This is a genomic window from Sphingomonas endophytica (assembly GCF_014199415.1).
Lineage (GTDB): Bacteria > Pseudomonadota > Alphaproteobacteria > Sphingomonadales > Sphingomonadaceae > Sphingomonas > Sphingomonas endophytica.
Genome location: NZ_JACIJN010000007.1, coordinates 75,110 through 96,705, shown reverse-complemented (window position 1 = coordinate 96,705; position 21,596 = coordinate 75,110). Strand labels below are relative to the sequence as shown.

Sequence of the window (21,596 nt, the reverse complement as noted above, 5' to 3'; positions counted from 1 at the left end):
TGCTGCTCGCCGTCGCGCCACTGCTGATGGCGCAGGCCAAGCCGCTGCTGGTGCCCGACGTGTCGCAGCGCGAGATCGACATCGCCTACAGCTTCTCGGGTGCCGAGCTGCTGCTGTTCGGCGCGATCATCTATCCGGGCGGGCGGACGCCGACCGACACCAAAGGCGCGGACGTCGTCGTGGTGGTGAAGGGCCCGACCCAGTCGATCGTGATTCGCGAGAAGGAGAAGGTGGCGGGCATCTGGGTCAATGCCGGGCGACTGCGCTATCGCTCGGCGCCGTCCTTCTATGCGGTCGCCTCGTCGCGACCGCTTGACGAGCTGGTCGATGCGCGGACGCGCGCGATCTACGAGCTGGGGCTCGACAGCCTGCAATTGTCGCCCGCCTCCGCCGCCCCCTCGGACGTGCAGGATCGCTTCACGCGCGGACTGGTCGAGCAACGCGTCCGTGCCGGGCTGTTCTACGAAGCGCCGCACGCGGTCGAGATCAGCGATGGCGTGCTGTACCGCGCGCGTGTCTCGATTCCGGCGCGGGTGCCGGTCGGGCGGTTCACCGCCGAGACCTTCCTGGTGCGCGACGGGCGCGTGCTGGCGGTGGCCGTGCGCGACATCGACATTCGCAAGAAGGGGTTCGAGCGCTTCGTCGCGCAGGCGGCCGACCGCCACGAATGGCTGTACGGCGGCGCGGCGGTGTTGCTGTCGGTCGCGCTCGGCTGGGGGGCGGGGCGGCTGGCGCGGCGCTGAGCGCGTCCACCCGATCTTTACAAAGCCTGCTCTAGGCCAAGCGCCCACGACGGCTTGGAAAATCCGGCTTTTATGAACGACATCCCCGGCGCGCATGCCTTTGACGCTGCCATCGCCGCCGCCTTCTCCGGCGCGGCGACGGCGCAGGATCCCGGCAATGCGATCGGCCATGTCCGGCAGATCGCGGGCGGGCAGGGCGAGTTGCTGCTCGATCGCGCCGCGCTCGCCGGGCTGCGCGCGCACCGCGACCCGGTGCTGGCGATGGCGGGGCAGGTCGGCGGGCAGGTGAAGGTGCGGGTCGGCACGACCTGGCTGATCGCGACGACACGCGCGCTGCGGCTGGCCGACGATCGCGCCGAGGCGGTGGTCGCCGAGGTCGATTTCCTCGGCGAGGGTGACGAGGAACGGCTGACCGGACGGCTGCAACGCTTCCGTCGCGGGGTGACCAGCTATCCGGTTCCGGGGGCGCGGGTGTTCGCGGTCGACGGACAGGAGCTGCGCGAAATCTATGCGGCGAGCGGACGCGCCGCGATCGAGATCGGCACCGTCCATCCCAGCCGTGACGTGCGCGCTTCGCTGTATGTCGACGCGATGCTCGGCAAGCATTTCGCGCTGCTTGGCTCGACCGGGACGGGCAAGTCGACCGCCGCCGCGCTGATCCTCCACCGTATCTGCACGCTCGCGCCGCAGGGGCATGTGGTGATGATCGACCCGCACGGCGAATATGGCGCAGCGTTCGGCGAGGCGGGCGCGCTGTTCGACGTCTCGAATCTCCAGATGCCGTACTGGCTGATGAACTTCGAGGAACATTGCGAGGTGTTCGTCACCTCCGAGGGCGCGACGCGGCAGGTCGACGCCGACATCCTCGCCAAATGCCTGCTCGCCGCCAAGGCGAAGAGCCGCGCCGGACAGGAGATCGCCAAACTGACCGTCGACGCGCCGATCCCGTATCTGCTCAGCGACCTGATGCAGATCCTGCAGCTCGAAATGGGTAAGATGGACCGCGCGGGCGATACGTCGCCCTACCTGCGGCTCAAGAACAAGATCGACGAGGTGCGCGCCGATCCGCGCTACGGTTTCATGTTCTCGGGGCTGCTGGTCGGCGATACGATGGCGGCGTTCGTGCAGCGCATCTTCCGCCTGCCCGGCGACGGCCGCCCGATCTCGATCATCGACGTGTCCGGCGTGCCTAGCGAGATCACCGCGGTGGTGGTCGCGGTGCTGGCACGGATGGTGTTCGATTTCGCGATCTGGTCGCGCGGCGAGCCGCAGCGGCCGATCCTGCTCGTCTGCGAGGAGGCGCATCGCTATGTCCCCGCCGACCCGGCGGTGCGCGGCTCGGTGGCGCGGATCCTCGGGCGGATCGCCAAGGAAGGACGCAAATATGGCGTCGCGCTCGGGCTGGTGACGCAGCGGCCATCGGACCTGTCGGAGGGCGTGCTGTCGCAATGCGGCACGATCATCGCGATGCGACTCAATAACGATCGCGACCAGGCGTTCGTGCGCGCCGCGATGCCGGAAGGCGCGCGCGGCTTCCTCGACGCGCTGCCCGCACTGCGCAACCGCGAGGCGATCATCTGCGGGGAGGGCGTCGCGATCCCGATCCGTGTCGCCTTCGACACGCTGGAGGAAGGACGACGCCCGGCGTCGGACGATCCGGTCTTCTCGGCGCTGTGGCGCGAAAGCGGCGGCGAGGAGGCGATGATCGCGCGCACCGTCCAGCGCTGGCGCGCGCAGGGGCGGTAGTCTTCAGCAGCGCCTTCGTCCCGGATCAAGTCCGGGGCGACGAAGAGGACTATCGGCCCCTCCTAGACGTTCAACAGGCGCAGCGTCGCATCGTCGGGGCCGGGGAAGAAGGTGTCCAGCGTCTCGCGCACCGCCGGCGGCGCGCCGGCGCGATCGAACAGCGTCAGCGACGAGCGCAGCTTCACCGCGTCGATCCCGCCCATGATGGCCTCTGCCGACCGGCCGCGATGGCGGTCGAGCGCAGCGACACAGGCCAGATAGCGTGGCCCGAGCAGCGGATGCGCCAGATAGGCGCGCGCTTCGGCGAGGTCGCGGATCGCGTAATGGCGCGCGGTGGCACTGTGGCCGAGCCCGGCGATCTGCGGAAAGACGAACCACATCCAGTGGCTCTGCTTGGCGCCGCGGGTCAGTTCGGCGAGCGCGCTGTCGTAATGGGTCGCCTGGGCGGCGACGAAGCGATCGAGGTCCATGCCGCGCCAACGCCCGGACGGGCGGGGCGGTCCCCCGCCGCGGTCAGGCGACCACGGCGGTGACGGCGTCGACGTAGAGCAGCAGGGCGGTGGTGGCGAAGCTGGCGGCGCTGAGCAGCAGCGAGCGGGCGAGCGTGGGATAGTTGGTCATCGTCACGCGCTCCGCTCAGGCGATCGGGGTGACGGGAACGGCGGCGCTGACCATCACGGCGGCGACGGCGAAAGCGGCAGCGACCGAGAACAGCGACTGGCGGAGGGCGGTGAAACGGATGGTCATGATGGATACTCCCTGGTCAGCGGCCGGTCGATCCGGCCCATGCCAAGGTCTTTGCAGACCCCGTGCCAAATGCGTTTACCGAGGGGAGAGACACGTTCCGACGACACAGTTGGCGTGATCCGCCAGCCCCGCCCGGCGAGATGCGCCAGATTACGGCGTTGTGTCCGAGGTGATCGTCCGCGCGCGGCCCTGATCCTTGGCGCGGTACAGCGCGGCATCGGCGCGCGCCATCAACGCGGCGCGACCCTCGCCGACCCGGCCCTCGGCAACCCCGGCCGAGAAGGAGATGGTGCCGATCGACTCACCGGTCTCCCGGACGCGCGGGCGGCGTTCGGAAATGGTGCGGCGGACACGCTCGACGATCTGCGCGGCATCGTCGAGCCGCACGTTCTCGAACAGCAACGCAAATTCCTCGCCGCCGTAGCGCGCGACCATCATCCCCTTTTCGGACGCCAGCGTCTGCGCGACCATGCGGATCACGCGATCGCCAACCGCATGGCCGAAATTGTCGTTCACCTGCTTGAAGTGATCGATGTCGCAGATCGCGACCGTCACCGGCGTGTCGCGGTGGAGCGCGGCGAAGGTCTCGTCGAACGCGCGGCGATTCGGCAGATCGGTGAGCGGATCGGTCCGCGCCGAGCCGCGCGCCTCGTCGAGTGCGGTGCGCAGTTCCTCGGTTTCGCGCAGCGCAGTGTCGAGCCGCGCCTCGGCGAGCTGGACGCGACCGATCATGTCGGCGGTCAGCTGGGTGATCGCCTCGATCCCGGCCTCCGCGCCCATGTCGCGCATCGTGTCGGCGGAGCGTTGCAGGTCGCGGCCGAAGTCGTTGGCCTCGGCGTGGACGATCCGCATCGCATCGCCGAAGCCGTCGAGCTGGAACATCATCCGGTCGAGCAAGGCCTGCTGGACATCGACGTCGCCGCTCATCGTGCCGTCATCGTCCGCCGGGTCGACCGGCGTGCCGGCGACCGAAACCCCGCCGAGGCTCGCGATATCCTGGCTGGTCAGCCGCACGCCGCCGTCGGTCAGTTCCGCGACTCGCTGCGCGACCAGCCCGGTGGCGTTGGCGACGACCTCATAGGCGAAGGCGTAATGCGCGGGATCGGGGCTGAGCCGGTGCGCGGCGAGGAACGCGCCGATTCGGGCGAACAGGCGATCTCCCCCGTTCGCTTGCCCGATATCGACCGCCCTGCTCGCCATCATCCGCCCCACGTCGCCCCCAAATCTTGGGACCGAAGATGTACGCGGCAACTACTAAGATATGATAACCGAAGGCTTTTAGTGGCCGGTGAGCTGGTGCACCGCCGCCAGCGAGCGCGTGACATGCTCGGCGGGGTTCATGTCCGACCAGACCGAGGCGATCCGCCCGTCACGCGCGATGACATAGCTGGTGCGGCTGGTCACCTGCCGCCCCTTGATCTCGCGGCCGAGCGCGACGTCATAACCGGCGACGACCTTCGGCCCGGCGCTGGCGACCGCGAACTTGCCCGCGCATTCGCTCGACGAGAAGCGCTGCAGGTCAGGGACGTTGTCCGCCGACATGCCGATCACCGTCGCACCCGCGGCGCGGAACGCGTCGACCTTCTCGGCAAAGGCGCGCGCCTCGGCATTGCAGCCGCCGGTGAAGGCGGCGGGGAAGAAGTACAGCACCACCGGGCCGCGCTTCAGCTGTTCGGACAGACGCACCGGCACCACCTTGCCCGCGATCGCGCCCCGCGTGGAGAAGTCGGGTGCCTTCGCACCGGGCGCGAGCGTCGCGGTGGCGGGTGCGGCGAGGGTCAGGGCAGTGACGGCGGCAAGCAGACGGCGCATCGGGACGACTCCGGCAGGAGGAAGCTGATCGACAAGCCATATCATCGCCTGCTGGTTCCGCCACCATGCGTCGGGCTTCCGCAACGCACCGCGATAGGATAGCGCAGGCGTCATGCCGGCCACCCACAAATGCGACCTTGCGATCGTCGGCGGCGGTCTGTCCGGCGCGCTGATCGCGCTGGCGGTGCAGGCGCGCCACCCGGCGATGGACGTGCGGCTGGTCGAGGCCGGACCGGCGATCGGCGGCAACCACTTCTGGTCGTTCTTCGGCGCGGACCTGCACGGCGCCGAGCAGGCGCTGGTCGCGCCGTTGATCGCGCACGGCTGGCCCGACTATGACGTGCGCTTTCCCGATCATGCCCGCACGCTGGCGCAGCCTTATTATACCGTCCGTTCGGCCACGCTCGATGCGCAGGTCCGCGCGGTGCTGCCGCGGCGTGCGGTGATGACCGGGCGGTCGGTGCTGGCGTGCAGCGCGACCGCGGTGGTGCTGTCGGACGGCGACCGGCTGAACGCGACGGGGGTGATCGACGCGCGCGGCGTCGGCGATCTGTCGTTGCTGACCGGCGGGTGGCAGAAGTTCGTCGGGCACGAACTGCGCGTCGCGGGCGGCCATGGCGTGACCCGCCCGGTGGTGATGGACGCGACGGTGCCGCAGCTCGACGGCTATCGCTTCGTCTATCTGCTGCCGTTCACCCCCGACACCTTGCTGGTCGAGGATACCTATTACAGCGACTCGCCCGTGCTCGACGGGGCGACGATCGCGGCGCGGGTGAGCGATTATGCGCGCGAGAAGGGCTGGCAGGCCGAGGTGATCCACCGCGAGCACGGCGTGCTGCCGGTGGTGAGCGGCGGCGACTTCGCGGCCTATTGGCGCTCGACCGGCGCGAAGGTCGCCAAGGCCGGGGTGCGCGCCGGGCTGTTCCACCCGACCACCGGCTATTCGCTGCCCGATGCGGCGCGGATCGCGGTGCTGATCGCCGATCAGCGCGATCTTTCGGGCAACGCGCTCCATGACCTGACTTTTCGCCACGCCGCGCGTTTGTGGCGGCAAAGAGGTTTCTACCGGATGCTCGATCTGATGCTGTTCAAGGCCGCCGACCCCGACCAACGCTATCGCGTGCTGGAGCGTTTCTATCGCCTGTCGCCCGAGTTGGTGGCGCGCTTCTATGCCGCGCGCTCGACCGGGCTCGACAAACTGCGTGTGCTGTCGGGCAAGCCGCCGGTGCCGGTCGGCCGCGCGATCGCCGCGCTGGGAGGCCGCGCATGACCCGGCGCGCGGTGGTAGTCGGCGCGGGCTTCGGCGGGCTGGCGCTCGCGATCCGGCTACAATCGGCGGGCGTGGCGACGACGATCGTCGAGTCGCGCGACAAGCCCGGCGGGCGCGCCTATTATTGGGAGCAGGAGGGCTTCACCTTCGACGCCGGGCCGACCGTCATCACCGATCCGGCGTGCCTGGAGGAATTGTGGGCGCTGTCGGGGCAGAAGCTGGCCGACGACGTCACGCTCGATCCGGTGCAGCCCTTCTACCGGCTCAACTGGCCCGACGGCACCAATTTCGACTATACCAATGACGACAGCGTGCTGCGCGCCGAGATCGCGAAGCTGAACCCCGCCGATGTCGCGGGCTACGCCAAGTTCCTCGATTATGCCGCAGGCGTCTACCACGCGGGTTATGAGAAGCTCGGCACGGTCGCCTTCCTCGATTTCGCGTCGATGGTGAAGGCGGCGCCGGCGCTGGCCAAATATCAGGCGTGGCGCTCGGTCTATTCGATCGTCTCGAAGTTCGTGCAGGATGAGCGGCTGCGGCAGGCGCTGTCGTTCCACACGTTGCTGGTCGGCGGCAATCCGATGACGACCAGCGCAATCTATGCGCTGATCCACAAGCTGGAGCGCGACGGCGGGGTATGGTTCGCGCGCGGCGGGACCAATCGGCTGGTCGCCGGAATGGTGGCGCTGTTCGAGCGGCTGGGCGGCACGCTACGGCTGTCGGACCCGGTGACGAAGATCGAGACGCTGGGCGACCGCGTGACCGCGGTGGAGACCGCCAGCGGCTGGCGCGAAACCGTCGACATGGTCGCGGCCAATGCCGACATCATGCACGTCTATCGCGACCTGCTGCCGGAATCAGGCGCGGCGCGGCGGACCGCGGCGCGGCTGGAGCGCAAGCGTTACTCGCCGTCGCTGTTCGTGGTCCATTTCGGGGTGAAGGGCACGTGGCCGGGCATCCCGCACCACATGATCCTGTTCGGGCCGCGCTATAAGGGGCTGCTCGACGACATTTACGAGCATGGGATGCTGAGCGAGGATTTCTCGCTGTACCTGCACCACCCGACCGTCACCGATCCGTCGCTGGCGCCGGAGGGTGATTCGACCTTCTACGCGCTGGCGCCGGTGCCGCATCTCGGCAAATATACCGGCGACTGGGAGACGGTGCGGCCGATCCTCGAAAAGCGCATCCTTGACGAGGTCGGGCGGCGGCTGATCCCCGACATCCACGATCGGATCGTGACTAAGTTCAGCTATGCGCCGACCGACTTCGCGCATGACCTGAACGCGCATCTGGGCAGCGCGTTTTCGCTGGAGCCGATCCTGACGCAGAGCGCGTATTTCCGGGTGCATAACCGCGATGATGCGATCCCGAACCTGTTCTTCGTGGGCGCAGGGACGCATCCGGGGGCAGGCATTCCGGGTGTGGTCGGAAGTGCCAAGGCGACGGCGGCGTTGATGCTGGAGGCGTAGGCACGTCGCGTTGACATTGGACAGGTTATTGTCCATCTTTCGCGTCATGCAAGCCGTCAGCTATTCCGAAGCCCGCGAGAACCTGAAGTCGATGATCGACAAGGTCGTCGCCGATCGCGCGCCGTTGGCGATTACCCGCCAGCGGGGTGAGGGTGCGGTGCTAGTCTCGGCAAGCGAATGGGCATCGATCGAGGAGACGCTGTATCTGCTCCGGTCGCCGAAGAACGCCGAACGGCTGCTTGAGGCAGTGCGCGGGTTCGAGGCAGGCGATGACGGCGTGTCCTTCCCGTGAACGTTACGTTCTGGCCGACGGCATGGGACGACTATCGTTTTTGGCAGGAGCATGACGCCAAGCTGAGCGATAAGATCAACGCGTTGATTGAGGAATGTCGCCGGCATCCTTTCAAGGGTACGGGGAAGCCGGAGCCGCTTGGAGGGAATCTGACAGGCTGGTGGTCGCGCCGGATGAGTCACGAGCATCGGCTTGTTTATCGGGTTGCCGGTAGTGGCGCGGAGCAGGTGCTGCAGGTGGCGCAGTGCCGATACCATTATTGAATATACATACAAACATTAGCTTTACGGTAGAGCAATGGCTTATCAGGAACCACCCGCCAATAAATCTGCTGTAAGGCGAGCTGGCCAAGCCATATCTGCTGGACTCGCCACGGACGAAGATTACGCGCTAGTGGATAAATGGCGAGCCGCTCATGGATATGTAATCAACACATTTCAGGCATGGCTAAAAGGCCATATCAATAAAAAAGAATATCTTGTCGAATTTGCTCAACGATTAAAGCGCAGAAATACTGTCGTTGACAAGCTTCGCCGTAGAAATGCTGGCGGAGAGGCTTTGATTATTGATGTATCGGCAATGCACGACTTTGCTGGTTGTCGCATGATATTCAATGATATTCAGCAACTAACCGATTTTAGGAATTATATCCACTCTAACCAAGTTATGAGGAATGTGGAGCACGTCCTCCGTCATGACCCATCCAAATACGACTATATTGAGCATCCAAAATCCTCTGGATACAGGGGAATACATGACGTCTACAGGCATTTCCCGCGGGGAAGTACCAGAAGCCAAGAGAAAAAGCCATGGGATGGTCTCCTTGTCGAGCTTCAGTATAGGACCCGTGCGCAGCACGCTTGGGCAACTGCTGTCGAGATTTCCGACTTACTTGACGGTGAGCGTACTAAATTTGAACTTGATGCGAGTGAGCGCGGCAGGTTTTTTGCGATTGCGAGCGAGATAATTGCTCGTCGCCACGAAGACATTTGTAGAGCATTTGTAGAAGTTTCAACGAGTGACTTGCAATTAGAACTTCAGCAACTTGAAGACAGAATGGGCATTCTTCGACGCTTAGAACTCCTCAAGCAATTTGAAGACGAGGAGAACTTGCAGAACCATAATGTGCTGAATATTTATAGACACTCAGATAGATTGCTGGAGCTTGAGGTGTTACCGTTTAAAACGGCGGCCTTGGCAATCGCTAAGGCAAGCGAACTAGAGGCAAGCGAAGAAAGTGTTAACGCAGTTTACGTGCGATCCGATAATCCGAAGCAGTTAAGGTCGGCGTACCGCAACTATTTCTATGATCCTGTTGATTTTGTGAAAATCATTCAGGCCGAAGGAGGCCTGTAAAGCGATAAGGGTTTAGAGGTGGCCAACATGAGTCGGCCACCCTGTGCTCTTAATTAGCCGGCAGGTAAACCTCGCCGCCTTTCTCCCTGAACCGCTCACTCATCTCCGCCATCCCTGCCTCGGCATCCTCCGCCGCGACGAACGTCTCGACCGGCGCGTTCTGCTTGGCGGCAAATTCACGAACCTCCTGCGTGATCTTCATCGAGCAGAATTTCGGGCCGCACATCGAGCAGAAATGCGCGGTCTTCGCGCCTTCGGCCGGCAGGGTCTGGTCGTGGTACGATTCCGCCGTGTCGGGATCGAGCGACAGGTTGAACTGGTCGCGCCAGCGGAATTCGAAGCGGGCGCGACTCAGCGCGTCGTCGCGGAGCTTGGCGGCGGGGTGGCCCTTCGCCAGATCGGCGGCGTGCGCGGCGAGCTTGTAGGTCACCACGCCGACCTTCACGTCGTCGCGGTCGGGCAGGCCGAGATGCTCCTTGGGCGTGACGTAGCAGAGCATCGCCGTGCCGTACCAACCGATCATCGCCGCGCCGATGCCCGAGGTGATGTGGTCGTAGCCCGGCGCGATGTCGGTGGTGAGCGGCCCAAGCGTGTAGAAGGGTGCCTCGCCGCACGCCTCGAGCTGCTTTTCCATGTTCTGCTTGATCTTGTGCATCGGCACATGGCCGGGGCCTTCGATCATCACCTGCACGTCCTGCTGCCAGGCGCGCTTCGTCAGTTCGCCGAGCGTGTACAGTTCGGCGAATTGTGCCTCGTCATTGGCGTCGGCGATGCTGCCGGGGCGCAGGCCGTCGCCGAGCGAATAGGCGATGTCATATGCCTTCATGATCTCGGTGATCTCGTCGAAGCGTTCGTAGAGGAACGATTCCTTGTGATGGCTGAGGCACCATTTCGCCATGATGCTGCCACCGCGGCTGACGATGCCGGTCACGCGCTTGGCGGTGAGCGGGACATACGGCAACCGGACGCCGGCGTGGATCGTGAAATAGTCGACGCCCTGCTCGGCCTGTTCGATCAGCGTGTCGCGGAAGATCTCCCACGTCAGTTCCTCGGCGATGCCGCCGACCTTCTCCAGCGCCTGGTAGATCGGCACCGTGCCGATCGGCACCGGCGAGTTCCGGATGATCCACTCGCGCGTGTCGTGGATGTTGCGACCCGTCGACAGGTCCATGACCGTGTCCGCGCCCCAGCGGATCGACCAGACAAGCTTGTCGACCTCCGCCGCGACGTTCGAGGCGACCGCGCTGTTGCCGATATTGGCGTTGATCTTGACCAGGAAGTTGCGGCCGATCGCCATCGGCTCGGATTCGGGGTGGTTGATGTTGTTCGGAATGATCGCCCGGCCGCGCGCAACCTCGTCGCGGACGAACTCGGGGGTCACGTAATCGGGGATCGCCGCGCCGAAGCTCTCGCCGTCGCGGACGTATTCGCGGAGCATCTCGCGACCGAGATTCTCGCGGGTCGCGACATATTCCATCTCGGGAGTGATGATGCCGCGGCGGGCATAGTGCATCTGGCTGACGTTCGCGCCGGCCTTCGCGCGCAGCGGGCGGCGGTTGACGTTCGGGAACGGCTGGACACCGCCCGAGCGATCGGGTCCGAGCTGGCCATTGTCCTCGGGGCGGAGCTCGCGCGCGTCATACGCCTCGACATCGCCACGCCCGATGATCCACTCGCGCCGGCGCGGGGCGAGCCCGGCCATGATGTCGATCCGCGCGGTCGGGTCGGTATAGGGGCCGGAGGTGTCGTAAACGTTGAGCGGCGGCTCGCCGGAGGACGGATCGAGATCGATCGCGCGCATCGCGACGTTCAGCGGGCCGACGTGCACCTTGCGGCTGCCGCGGATCGGGCCAGTGGTGACACCGATTTCGGTACGGGCGGGAACGTCGGCCATCAATCTTCTCTCCAACTCGAGGGGAGGAAGACGGTGGCCGGAGGTCGCCGCATCCACTCCCTACGCCGGTGTCAGCCGGATCAGGTTCAGCGGGTCGAGGACTGCGGTCCTCCTCTCAACCGCAGCATCGGCGGTCCCCCGGGGAGCGGCCGGTATAGGCGCGCGCGCGCCGCGACACCAACGAAAAAGGCCGCGCCCCGCCGATGCGGAGCGCGGCCCGGTCCGCCGGGCGCGTGCCGTCAGGCGAAATTGCCGCTGCTGCGCAGCGAATCGATCGAGTTGTTGGTGCCTTTCGGGAAGAAGCCGCCCGAAGTCGCCGCCGCCTTGGTCAGATAGGCGATGTTGTGGATCTGGAACGTGGTGCGGCTGTAGGCGATCGCGTTCGAGTCGGCCGGAACGATATTGGCGACCTGCGCGCCGCTGACCGTCTTGGTGATCCCCTCGTCCAGCTCGTTGAGATTCGGGAGCAATGTGGTGCCGACCCCGTCGAGGCTGTCGCGATAGTCAGAGATTGCGTTCGCCTTGGTGATCGCGTCCGCTGCGCCGGGCACCAGCGTGCCCATCCGGTAGAGTTCGGCGCGGATCAGCCCGGCGTGATACGCCTCGGCGGCGAGGATGCCGGCCGCCGCCTCCAGATAGATCGCGCTGCTGATGAGCGGCGACGCGCCCTTGTAGGCGGTGACGCCGACATCCTCGAACAGATAGGCGGCGAGCAGGAAGTTCTTGTCGTCGAGATACGGATCGAAGGTGTCGTTGGCACCGATGATCCCGGCTTTCTGTGCCGCGAACGTGAAGGCACCGGACGCGCCACCGTCGATGTTGATCGCGGGCTGGTTGATCACCTGCGCGGCGCTGACCGAGGTGATGACGGCGCGCAGTGCGTTGACGTGCGCCAGCTCGTCGGCGGCGATCTCGCGCGCATAGCTGGCGATGATCGGGTCGGAGAAGGCGACCTTGCGCCCGCCGGTCACGCCGCCGCGCTCGCCGACCGTGCCGGTCAGGCTCGCTTCGGGGAGCGAGCGACCGAAGGCGGCGAAGGAATAGAATTGCGCTTCGAGATATTCGAGGTTCAGCGCGAGTTGCAGGATCGCGACGTCGCTGGTGACGCCGCCGGTGGGAGTCGGCGTCGGCGTGGGAGTCGGACTTGGGCTGGTGCTGTTGTTGTTGTCGCTGCCGCAGGCGGACAGCAGCGCGAGCCCGCCGGCCGCGGCGGTGCCGGCGCCGGCCAGCTTGAGGAAGCGGCGGCGCTCGGCGCGGCGGGCCTCGGCCAGTTCGAGCGCGGCGAAAACGGAATCCTTGATCATGGCGTCATTCCCTTGTGCGGGGCGTATGGGGCAAAGGCGGGGAGGCGGTGCGGACCGTCTCGCGTCAGGCCGATGCCGCGCTCGTCTTGATGTTGCCGTTGACCCCGGCCGGGAAGAAGCCGCCGCTCGTGACCGCCGCCTGGTTGAGATAGACGATGTTGAGCACCTGCAACGGCGTGCGGCTGAACGCGATGCCGTTGCTGTTGAGCGGCGCGATGTTCGACACGTCGAGCGTGACGCCATTGTCGACGATCGTGCCGGTCGCCAGCCCGCTGTCGTCGATCGGGCCGATGCCGCGCACCAGATTCTCGGTGGGATTGCCGTCCAGCGTGTCGCGTACCCTGGAGATCGCGGTCGTCGCCTCGATAAGCTGGAGCGAAGGCGTCTGCAGCCCCTTGCGGTACAGCACCGACCGGATGATCGCGGCGTGATAGGCCTCGACCGCGAGGATGCCGGCCGCGGCCTCCAGATAGATCTTGCTGTTGATGAGCGCAGGCGCAGCGCCCTTGTAAGCGGTTACGCCGACATCCTCGAACAGATAGGCTCCGAGCAGGAAGTTTTCGTCCGACGCATAAGGGTCGAACGCGACGCCATCGGCGACCAGCCCGGCGCGACGCGCGGCGGTGCTGAACGCGCCGCTCGCGCTGGTGCCGAGATCGATCGCGGGCTGCGCCAGGAGCGAGGACGTGGTGAATTGCGCGCGCAGGAAGCGGACGTGCGCCAGCTCGTCCTGGTAGATTTCCTGTGCATATTGCTGGACGATCGGATCCTTGAACCCGACCGCGCGACCGCCGGTGGCGGCACCGGCGGTGCCGATCGCGCCACTGATGTCGGCGGCGGCGAGCCCGCTGCCGGTGACGGCGAAGGCGTAATAGTTCGCCTCCAGATATTCGAGGTTCAGCGCGAAATTGAGCACGTCGACCTCGGTGAAGGTAGGCGTCGGTGTCGGCGTCGGGGTGACGGTCTGCGCCTGCGCGGCACCCGACAGCGTCGCGGCCGCGGCGGCCGCTCCCAGCGCGCCGGTGAAGAAGGCACGTCGCGAATCGCGGCGACGCACGCGTGCGTCGAGCGTCTCGATCAGCTGCTCGCTATCGGTCATGGCAGGCTCGTCCCTTCTGTTACTCGCGCCGGTACGCGGCGTTGATCCGCGTGATAGGCCAGCATCGCGCGAGGGCAAAGACGGGTTTCGGTTTTTTGGCGCGGCGCCCTTCCGACCATCGTCCCGGACTTGATCCGGGACCCCGCTTCTTTCGACAGAGGTGAAGAAGGGGAGCCCGCCGCGGCGACGCCGGGTCGTCGGTCGGGGCGGCGCCCCGCCGGCCGGTCTTGGACGGGTCCTTGCCCGGCGCGGGCAAGGCCGCCCTGCGACTTAGAACGTATACCCCACACCAAGCGCCGCCAGCCACTGGCTGCGCGAGCCCGCGATCGACACCACCGGCGTATCGCCGAAGTCGTTGAGCATCTTCTTGTAGGTAACGCCGCCGATCGCCTTCCAGCCCTTCAGCAGGTTGCCGCTCAGCGCATAGGTGCCCGCGACGCCGACCGTCCAATGCTTCCACCCGCCGCGGGTACGATATTGCGGCAGCCCGCTCGCCAGCGACTGCGCGGCATCGACGTCGAAATAGGTGCGCGCGAAATTGCGCTCGACGCGCTCGGCCGAGGCGAACAGCCCGACGCCGGCCTTGAGGCTGAGCGGCGTGAAATAATTGACCGATGGCGACCAGATGCCGCTGTCGTGGACGCCGCTGACATCGTGGCGATAGCTGAGCGAAGCGGAGAGCTTGTCATAGGGGCTGGTGAGCACCCCGGTCTTGCCGAGCCCGACATAGCCGCCCAGCTCGATCGCGGTATCGCGCTCGCCCAAAGCACGGATGCGGCGATCGTCGATCGCCTTGTTGTTGGTGCGGTTGAAGTTGATGACGCCGACCGGTCCGGCCTGCACGTCCCAGCGCGGACCGCCGGGGTTCGGGATCAGATCGATCGAGGCGCGGTTGCCGATCACCTGGAAGGCGAAATTGTGGAACGAGCCGATCGCCGCCGGGCCCGGAACGACGCGGTAATTGTCCGAGCCTTCATAGTCGGGCAGGTACGCCGCCGCGACCGCGACCGTCACCGTATCGCCGACCAGCGCGGGGTCGGGAGTCGGGTTGGGCTCGGCGGGGACCGAGGCGCTTTGCGCCAGCGCGGGCATGGCAAGGCAGGCAAGGCCGGCGGCGAGCAGCGCGCGGGCGGCGAAACGGTTGACGTACACGTAAATTCCCCTTTGGTCTGCGCGCCCAACCGTTCGCGGGGAATTTTGCTCCATGTTGCTGGTTACAGCATGTAGCGCATGCGGATCTGTTGCTCTTCGGCATCAGTGGTCAGCGAGAACCGCGCCGCGGAGAAGCGCGGCGGACCGAAGCGGATTGCGGGATTGCGAGAGAAGCCGAAGCCCTCCTTGGGGATGCCCGCGAACGTGTCGAGCTTCTTGTTGCCGTTCTCGTCGTGGATCACCGCCACCGCATAGTCGCCGCGCGGCAGGCCCGGGAAGCGGATGCTGGTCTGCCCCGCCGGCACCGAGCGCGTCACCGCGTCGCGATCGTCGACACAGTTCGGGAAATTGTCAGGATCGGCGGTCAGGCACAGCCGCAGCATCCCCTTGGACGAGCGCAGATGATCGATCTCTACCTGCAGCGAGCCGACCGGCGCCGCGCCGATCAGCGGCACCGCCAGCAGCGCCAGCCCCATCGCGGCGCGCCGCTTTCGCGTGATCGCGCACGAAATCGCCGAGCCCATCGTCCGTGCCGCAGAGCCGGTCCCAGAAGCGGAAATAAAGGCCATAGTTACATCCGTACCGTTCATGGTGCCGCTGGTGGTGGCTGGCGGTAATCAGCCACCGGCCCACCCGTCCTCCCCACATGAACTTCGGGAACATTTCCCAGCCCATATGGTTGGTAACTCCCATAATCGTCATGACCGTCAGCACCACCCCCAGTGCGGCGACATGGATCGGAATCACGAAGACCAGTAGCGGAATGGCAACAGCGCCGGTGACCGCCTCGATCGGATGGAAGGCCATTGCGGCCCAAGCCGTCGGCGGGCGGCTGGCGTGATGCACCGCATGCGCCAGCTTGAAGACGCGCGGGCGATGCATCCAGCGATGCGTCCAGTAGAACCACGTATCGTGCGCGATCAGGTAGAGCAGCACCGACACCGGCAGATACCATAAGGGCCAGGCGTGGACGTCGCTGTAGATCCGCGTCCAGCCGCGGTTCTGCCAACCCCAGGCGATGATCCCGGCGGGCACGCCATAGATGCCGGCGGAGGCGAGGCTCCAAAGGATCTCGCGGCGGATCTGCGGATCGAGCCCGGCATAGAGCCGCGGGTGCTTGAGCCGGGTGGCGAGCGCAAAGCCGGCGCTCGCGGCCAGATAACGCACGCCGACGATGACGCTCATCGCCAGCGCCGACAACAGGATAGCGATCGTGGCGGACATGGCATGGCTTCTAGCGCATCGCCGACGGGCGCGATAGGCAGGGCCATGCCTGTACGCCCTGCCGATATCGCGCTCGCCCACCGCCTCGCCGACGCCGCGGGCGCGGTGATCCGCCCCTATTTCCGCCAGCCGGCCGGGCTGGAGCTGAAGGAAGACCGCTCGCCCGTGACGCGCGCCGACCGCGAGGCGGAAGAAGCGATGCGCCGGCTGCTCGACGCCGAATGCCCCGGCGACGGCGTGGTCGGTGAGGAACATGGCGTCAAGGACGGCGTCACCGGGCGGCAATGGGTGCTCGACCCGATCGACGGCACGCGCAGCTTCACCGCCGGGCGCGCGATCTTCGGGACGTTGATCGCGCTGGTCGAGGATGGCTGGCCGGTGCTGGGGATCATCGACCAGCCGGTGCAGCGTGAGCGCTGGACAGGCGTGACCGGGCGACCGACGCTGCTCAACGACGCGCCGGTGCGGACGCGGGCGTGCGCGGCGCTGGAAGGGGCGATCGTCGCCACCACCAGCCCGCATCTGTTCGAGGACGCCGACGTGCCGCACTTCATGGCGCTGGTGGCCGCGGCGAGCGGCGGCGCGCCGCGGCAGGGGCCGGTCTATGGTGGTGACTGCTATAATTACGGGCTGCTCGCGAGTGGCTTTCTCGACATCGTCTGCGAGTCGGGGCTGCAATTGTACGACTTCGCGGCGCTCGCGCCGATCGTCGAGGGTGCGGGCGGGCGGATGTGCGACTGGAACGGCGACCCGCTGACCGCCGACAGCGCCGGGCACGTACTGGCGATTGGCGATCCGGCACGCGCCGACGAGGTGCTGGAGGCGCTGCGCAACGTCGCGGGGCATGACCACCACGATCATTGACCAGTTTCGTCGTCCCGGATGTGATCCGGGATGCCGGGGGTAGACGAGTCTAGAATTTCGACAGCGTGAACCGGTCCACGTCCAGCCAGCCGCCCGTTCCGGCGGGATTGTAGCAGGACAACGCGAACTGGACGCCCTGGAAGGTGCCGGTCTGCCAGTCGAACACCAGCGGCACCGTCCTGCCGATGGGGGTGAAGCGGCGACCGTCATCGCTGTAGGACAGCGTGGCGACCTTCGCGGGGAAGTCCATGTCGGTGCGCAGCCACAGGCGCCTGCCCCGGAAGCGGCGGGCGGGCTCGCGGATTTCGACGTGCGGCCCGTCCTTGCGGTCCTCGGTGACGCGCATCGTCAGCGTGTTGGTCCCGCCGAGCACCGACAGCTGCGCGCTGAACTTGCCGAGCGTGCCGAACCCGCAGACGTCGCCCGGCTTCAGTCCGCGCGTATCGACCAATATCTCGCCGCGCCCACGCGGCGCCTGACCCTTTTGCACCAGCGTATTGCGCGCCCACCAGAATTGGCTGCCCGGCGCGGCGTGGAGGCGGAGCCAGCCGGGATGCTCGCTGAGCGACCAGCGTCGGTCGAGCGGATTGTGGTTCCACTGCCACTGGCGACCGAGCGTGCGCGCGGCGAAATCGTCGCTCGACGGCGGCTCGGCGAAGGGCTGGCCCGCGATCGGCTTGCGCGCGACGTCGGGGACGCGGCCCGGTGCATCGGGCGTGCCCCACACCGGCCAGTCGTCCTGCCAGAACATCGGACTGATGTTGGTGACGCGTCCGATCGCACCCGTATCGCGCATCACGAACCCGTACCAGCCGCCGCCGGGCAGATCGACGATCGCGCCCTGATGCCCGCCGGTGGTATCGTCGATCTGCGCGCGCGTCTCCCACGGACCGTCGAGCGCGCGCGCGCGCGACACGGTGAGCGCTAGTCTGCCCGGGATCGCGTTGAACAGATAATAGAAGCCGTTGCGCTTGATGAGCTTCGAGCCTTCCGCGCCCTTGTTGTAATAGATGACGCGCGATGCGGTGATCCGGGTCACCGCGCGGTCGAGCGTGTGGAGCGTGATCGTGCCGTCGCTGCCGATCGACGTCGCGAGATAGACGGCCCCGTCATCGTCGAAGAACAGCGCGGGGTCGAACGCGGCACGGTCGAGCGTAACATGCGTCCACGGCCCCCTTGGATCGCGGGCGCGGTAGATGCGCGTGTGTTGCCCGACCGGCGTGACTGCGACGTAGAAGGTGCCGGCGTGGTAGCGGAGACTGGGGGCGTAGATACCGTGCCGGTACGATCCGCCCGCCGCCATGTCGAACGTGGGCGCCCCGTCGAGCCGCGGGAGCAGGTGTGACAGGATATGCCAGTTCACCAGGTCGCGCGAATGGAGCAGCGTCAGCCCCGGTGCATTCGCGAAGGTGGTGCTGGCGAAATAGAAATCCTTGCCGACCCTGATGATGTCGGGGTCGGGATAATCGGCGTTGAGCGGGGGGTTGGCATAGGTCCCGTCGCCGCGGTCGCCGCGCCACACCTGCGCCGAGGTGATAGCGGGCACAGCAAGCGCGGCCATGCCCGCTAGTGTGGTGCAATGCAGCAACAGCAATCTTCCTATCGTCATCCCCGACCCTCTGAATTGTCTGATGGTATACTGGTATTCAGGTGCTGCGCTGCCGCTTATGAAACAATGCCGTATCCATGAAAGGCGCTATTGCCTTTTCATCACAGTTGTGGCGGCCTCACCGATAATTGCACTTCGACCCCGCCTTTAGAACCTTCGCGAGATTGACAGCGAACGGCACCCTGATAGCGATATCACCAATCATGTCGCAAACATGAACAAGGCGGCGAGTTGCCGCCACGGAGGAGGGGATGATGAAGGGAAGCCATGTCATGGGCGCGCTTGCGCGCTCGTCGTCGGTATGGGCGCTGGCAGTAGCCGTCGCGGTGCCGGGGGTCGCGCTGGCGCAGACCAGCGGCCAGAGCACGACCGAGAGTCCGACCAACGCACAGCCGTCTGACGCCACGCCGGTCGGTCAGGATCCGGCGCCGGGTGCCGACGACATCGTCGTCACCGGCGTGCGCGCCAGCCTTGATCGCGCGATCGCGATCAAGCGCGATTCACCGGGCGTCGTCGACGCGATCAGCGCCGAAGACATCGGCAAGTTTCCCGACACCAACCTCGCCGAATCGTTGCAGCGCATCACCGGCGTGTCGATCAACCGCGTGAACGGCGAAGGTTCGCAGGTTTCGGTGCGCGGCTTCTCGGGCGGGTTCAACCTCGTCACGATCAACGGCCGGCAGTTGCCCGCCACCAACATCGACACCAGCGGCGGCAATCTGTTTGCGCGCGGTGCGGGTCGTTCGTTCGACTTTCAGAACATCGCCTCGGAAGGCGTCAGCGGGCTGGAGGTCTACAAGACCGGCCGCGCCGCGGTGCCGACCGGCGGTATCGGCGCGACGATCAACATCGACACGCGCAAGCCGCTTGAGTCGCGCGAAACCGGCGTCACGGGCTCGATCGGTGCCAAGGCGTTGTACGACACCTCGGTCGAGAAGTCCGAGGACACCAAGCATCGCGTGACCCCGGAAGTCTCCGGGCTGCTGAACTATCGCAACGAAGAGGGTACGTTCGGTGCGGCGGTGTTCGGCAGCTACCAGCTGCGCTATTCGGCGTCGGCGCAGTCGAACCCGAACTACTGGAACGTCATCCCGACCGCGGACTTCTTCAACCCGGGCACGTTCATCAACTCGCAGACGGTGATCGACGGTACGCGCCCGACCGCGCCGTACGTGCTGGTGCCGAACGACAGCCGCTACCAGTTCTCGGAGAACCGCCGCGAGCGTATCAACTTCCAGGGCGTGTTGCAGTTCAAGCCGACCGACAATCTGGAATTCACCGTCGACAGCCTGTTCGCGCAGAACCGTCTGCGTGAATCGCGCAGCGAGCAGACGAACTGGTTCAACCGCCCGTTCAGCGAAGTCCGCTTCGACGACAATCCCAATATGGCGACCGCGATCTTCCTGCGCGATTACCTGCCGACCAGCCCGAAGGATGAAGGCTTCGAGCAGCAGCAGGCCGCGACCAAGGCGCGGCTCGGCTCGGTCGGTCTGAACGCCAAGTGGGAATTCGCGCCGAACCTGACGCTGACCGTCGATGGCCACCATTCGGTGTCGACCTCCTCGCCGGACAATGCGATCGACCTCTACAACGTGTTGAGCCCGTATTATTCGCAGCGCGGTGCGCCGCCGCTGCCGTCGGCTCCGGCTGACGACACGGTGCGCGAGAAGATCTGGGCGGTGTTCGGCCAGTTCACGTGGAACGGTGAAGTCGCGGGCAAGCCGGCGAACCTCGTCATCGGTGCGCGCTACGAGCAGACGCGGGTCCAGTCGGACGCGCTGCAGACGTACAACAATATCGTCTGGACCGCCGACAACGACTTCCGCGGCGATTCGAGCGGCATCTTCGAGGCCCGTCGTCAGCGCGGCAATTACGAGAATCTGCTGCCGGCGGTCGATTTCAGCATCGAGCCCATCACCAATGTGAAGGCGCGCGTCTCGTTCAGCCGCACCCTGGCCCGCCCGGATTACGGCAATTTGTTCGCAACCGAATCGGCGGGCGCGCCGGGTCGTCCGACCGCGCTGGGTGGCATCCCGACCGGGAGCAAGGGCAACGCCAACCTGCTGCCGCTGCTATCGGATAACTTCGACGTGTCGCTGGAATGGTATTACAAGCCGTCCAGCTTCGTCTCGATCGGCTTCTTCGACAAGCGCGTCGCCAACTTCCTGGGCACCGGCATCGTCAACCAGAATCTGTTCGGGTTGCGTGACCCCAGCTCGGGCGCGGCGGGGTCGCGGTCCGGCACCGCGGCGGCGTTCCTGCGCGCCAACAACTATGATCTGAGCGACGTCAACCTGTTCACCTATTCCGCGCTGCTGGTGCAGAACGGCGGCAATCAGGCAGCCGCGACGACCCAGTTCAACGCCAATTACGTGGCGGGCCGCGGGTTGCAGCAGACGTTCGTCGACCAGATTCTCTCGCAGGTCGACATCTCGTCCGACGCCAACGATCCGCTGTTCAACTTCTCGGTTTCGCAGCCGATCAACAACCGCGAGGGGAAGATCCACGGCTTCGAGCTGGCGTGGACGAACTTCTTCGGCAACACCGGCTTCGGCTTCGCGGGTTCGTTCACCAAGGTGAGCGGCGACGTGAACGTCGATCCTTACGCCGACCCGACCGTGAACATCTTTGCGCTGACCGGCCTCGGCAACAGCGCCAACGCGACCGGCATCTACGAAAAGAACGGCATCTCCGCCCGCATCGCGTATAATTGGCGCGACAAGTATCTGGCGGCGACCAACCAGGGCGGCAACCGCAACCCGCTGTTCGTGGCACCGTTCGGCACGCTGGACGTCAACATCAGCTACGACGTCAACGATCAGATCGCGGTCACGCTGGAAGGGATCAACCTGACCAGCGAGAGCGTGCGGACCTATGGCCGGACCGAGCGCAACCTCGTGTTCGCGCAGGAACTCAAGCCGCGCTTCCTGCTGGGCGCGCGCTACAAGTTCTGATCGGTCGCGACGATCACTGAAGTGGAGGGCCATCGCTTGCGGTGGCCCTTTGCGTTTG

General features: G+C 66.0%; 19 protein-coding genes and 1 riboswitch. Of the genes, 9 read left to right on the top strand and 10 right to left on the bottom strand.

Going from position 1 to position 21,596, the window contains the following annotated elements:
- The first annotated feature begins 26 nt into the window (after nucleotides 1–26).
- Together FHS97_RS11575 and FHS97_RS11570 are read left to right on the top strand one after the other, a co-directional pair.
- Entirely contained in the window at nucleotides 27–743 is a 717-nt protein-coding gene (locus tag FHS97_RS11575; protein ID WP_184037981.1) for a TIGR02186 family protein, read from the top strand.
- Nucleotides 744–815: 72 nt separating this feature from the next.
- Entirely contained in the window at nucleotides 816–2,489 is a 1,674-nt protein-coding gene (locus tag FHS97_RS11570) for an ATP-binding protein (RefSeq protein ID WP_184037588.1), read from the top strand.
- Between the two features lie 62 nt (nucleotides 2,490–2,551).
- On the opposite strand, the gene FHS97_RS11565 is transcribed toward FHS97_RS11570, so the two are convergent.
- The 3 genes from FHS97_RS11565 to FHS97_RS11555 form a co-directional block, all read right to left on the bottom strand.
- On the bottom strand, nucleotides 2,552–2,959 hold the full coding sequence (locus tag FHS97_RS11565) for a DUF1810 domain-containing protein (protein WP_184037584.1): 408 nt from the start codon (nucleotides 2,957–2,959) through the stop codon (nucleotides 2,552–2,554).
- Between the two features lie 427 nt (nucleotides 2,960–3,386).
- On the bottom strand, nucleotides 3,387–4,436 hold the full coding sequence (locus FHS97_RS11560; RefSeq protein WP_246346623.1) for a GGDEF domain-containing protein: 1,050 nt from the start codon (nucleotides 4,434–4,436) through the stop codon (nucleotides 3,387–3,389).
- A gap of 78 nt (nucleotides 4,437–4,514) precedes the next feature.
- Complete coding sequence (locus tag FHS97_RS11555) at nucleotides 4,515–5,048, bottom strand: peroxiredoxin (RefSeq protein ID WP_184037579.1); 534 nt, start codon at nucleotides 5,046–5,048, stop codon at nucleotides 4,515–4,517.
- Between the two features lie 112 nt (nucleotides 5,049–5,160).
- On the opposite strand from FHS97_RS11555, the gene crtY reads away from it, so the two are divergent.
- From crtY to FHS97_RS11530, 5 genes are read left to right on the top strand one after another with little or no spacing between them, the layout of a single operon-like run.
- Nucleotides 5,161–6,318, top strand: coding sequence for a lycopene beta-cyclase CrtY (gene crtY, locus FHS97_RS11550; protein WP_184037577.1), 1,158 nt, complete (start codon nucleotides 5,161–5,163; stop codon nucleotides 6,316–6,318).
- A complete protein-coding gene (locus FHS97_RS11545) occupies nucleotides 6,315–7,790 on the top strand; it encodes a phytoene desaturase (protein WP_184037574.1) in 1,476 nt (491 codons plus the stop codon). Before crtY ends, FHS97_RS11545 begins: the two co-directional genes overlap by 4 nt.
- A gap of 28 nt (nucleotides 7,791–7,818) precedes the next feature.
- Nucleotides 7,819–8,082 carry a type II toxin-antitoxin system Phd/YefM family antitoxin gene (locus tag FHS97_RS11540; RefSeq protein ID WP_246346622.1) on the top strand — a complete coding sequence of 88 codons (264 nt, stop codon included), beginning with the start codon at nucleotides 7,819–7,821 and terminating at the stop codon, nucleotides 8,080–8,082.
- Nucleotides 8,079–8,345 carry a Txe/YoeB family addiction module toxin gene (locus FHS97_RS11535; RefSeq protein ID WP_184037572.1) on the top strand — a complete coding sequence of 89 codons (267 nt, stop codon included), beginning with the start codon at nucleotides 8,079–8,081 and terminating at the stop codon, nucleotides 8,343–8,345. The genes FHS97_RS11540 and FHS97_RS11535 overlap by 4 nt, the downstream gene beginning before the upstream one ends.
- Nucleotides 8,346–8,379: 34 nt before the next feature.
- Nucleotides 8,380–9,438 carry a RelA/SpoT domain-containing protein gene (locus FHS97_RS11530; protein ID WP_184037570.1) on the top strand — a complete coding sequence of 353 codons (1,059 nt, stop codon included), beginning with the start codon at nucleotides 8,380–8,382 and terminating at the stop codon, nucleotides 9,436–9,438.
- Nucleotides 9,439–9,487: 49 nt separating this feature from the next.
- Here the strand turns inward: FHS97_RS11530 and thiC are convergent, their stop codons facing one another.
- The 6 genes from thiC to FHS97_RS11500 all read right to left on the bottom strand — a co-directional run bounded on the left by thiC (nucleotide 9,488) and on the right by FHS97_RS11500 (nucleotide 16,111).
- Nucleotides 9,488–11,332 (bottom strand): phosphomethylpyrimidine synthase ThiC, encoded by a 1,845-nt coding sequence (gene thiC / locus FHS97_RS11525; protein WP_184037567.1) that lies wholly within the window; start codon nucleotides 11,330–11,332, stop codon nucleotides 9,488–9,490.
- A gap of 40 nt (nucleotides 11,333–11,372) precedes the next feature.
- Nucleotides 11,373–11,483: riboswitch (TPP riboswitch) on the bottom strand.
- 88 nt (nucleotides 11,484–11,571) lie between these two features.
- On the bottom strand, nucleotides 11,572–12,636 hold the full coding sequence (locus FHS97_RS11520) for a ferritin-like domain-containing protein (protein WP_184037565.1): 1,065 nt from the start codon (nucleotides 12,634–12,636) through the stop codon (nucleotides 11,572–11,574).
- 64 nt (nucleotides 12,637–12,700) lie between these two features.
- On the bottom strand, nucleotides 12,701–13,735 hold the full coding sequence (locus tag FHS97_RS11515) for a ferritin-like domain-containing protein (RefSeq protein ID WP_184037563.1): 1,035 nt from the start codon (nucleotides 13,733–13,735) through the stop codon (nucleotides 12,701–12,703).
- A gap of 270 nt (nucleotides 13,736–14,005) precedes the next feature.
- Nucleotides 14,006–14,887, bottom strand: coding sequence for a MipA/OmpV family protein (locus FHS97_RS11510; RefSeq protein ID WP_311770304.1), 882 nt, complete (start codon nucleotides 14,885–14,887; stop codon nucleotides 14,006–14,008).
- Between the two features lie 62 nt (nucleotides 14,888–14,949).
- A complete protein-coding gene (locus tag FHS97_RS11505; protein ID WP_311770303.1) occupies nucleotides 14,950–15,270 on the bottom strand; it encodes a DUF2141 domain-containing protein in 321 nt (106 codons plus the stop codon).
- Nucleotides 15,239–16,111 (bottom strand): sterol desaturase family protein, encoded by an 873-nt coding sequence (locus FHS97_RS11500; RefSeq protein WP_184037559.1) that lies wholly within the window; start codon nucleotides 16,109–16,111, stop codon nucleotides 15,239–15,241. Before FHS97_RS11500 ends, FHS97_RS11505 begins: the two co-directional genes overlap by 32 nt.
- A gap of 45 nt (nucleotides 16,112–16,156) precedes the next feature.
- Here FHS97_RS11500 and FHS97_RS11495 point away from each other — a divergent pair, with 45 nt between their 5' ends.
- The gene (locus FHS97_RS11495) at nucleotides 16,157–16,975 is read left to right on the top strand and encodes an inositol monophosphatase family protein (protein ID WP_184037556.1); all 819 of its coding nucleotides are present in this window, start codon (nucleotides 16,157–16,159) and stop codon (nucleotides 16,973–16,975) included.
- 49 nt (nucleotides 16,976–17,024) lie between these two features.
- Here the strand turns inward: FHS97_RS11495 and FHS97_RS11490 are convergent, their stop codons facing one another.
- Nucleotides 17,025–18,536, bottom strand: coding sequence for a glycoside hydrolase family 43 protein (locus FHS97_RS11490; RefSeq protein WP_246346621.1), 1,512 nt, complete (start codon nucleotides 18,534–18,536; stop codon nucleotides 17,025–17,027).
- A gap of 302 nt (nucleotides 18,537–18,838) precedes the next feature.
- On the opposite strand from FHS97_RS11490, the gene FHS97_RS11485 reads away from it, so the two are divergent.
- The gene (locus tag FHS97_RS11485) at nucleotides 18,839–21,538 is read left to right on the top strand and encodes a TonB-dependent receptor domain-containing protein (protein WP_184037548.1); all 2,700 of its coding nucleotides are present in this window, start codon (nucleotides 18,839–18,841) and stop codon (nucleotides 21,536–21,538) included.
- The last annotated feature ends 58 nt before the right edge of the window (nucleotides 21,539–21,596 follow it).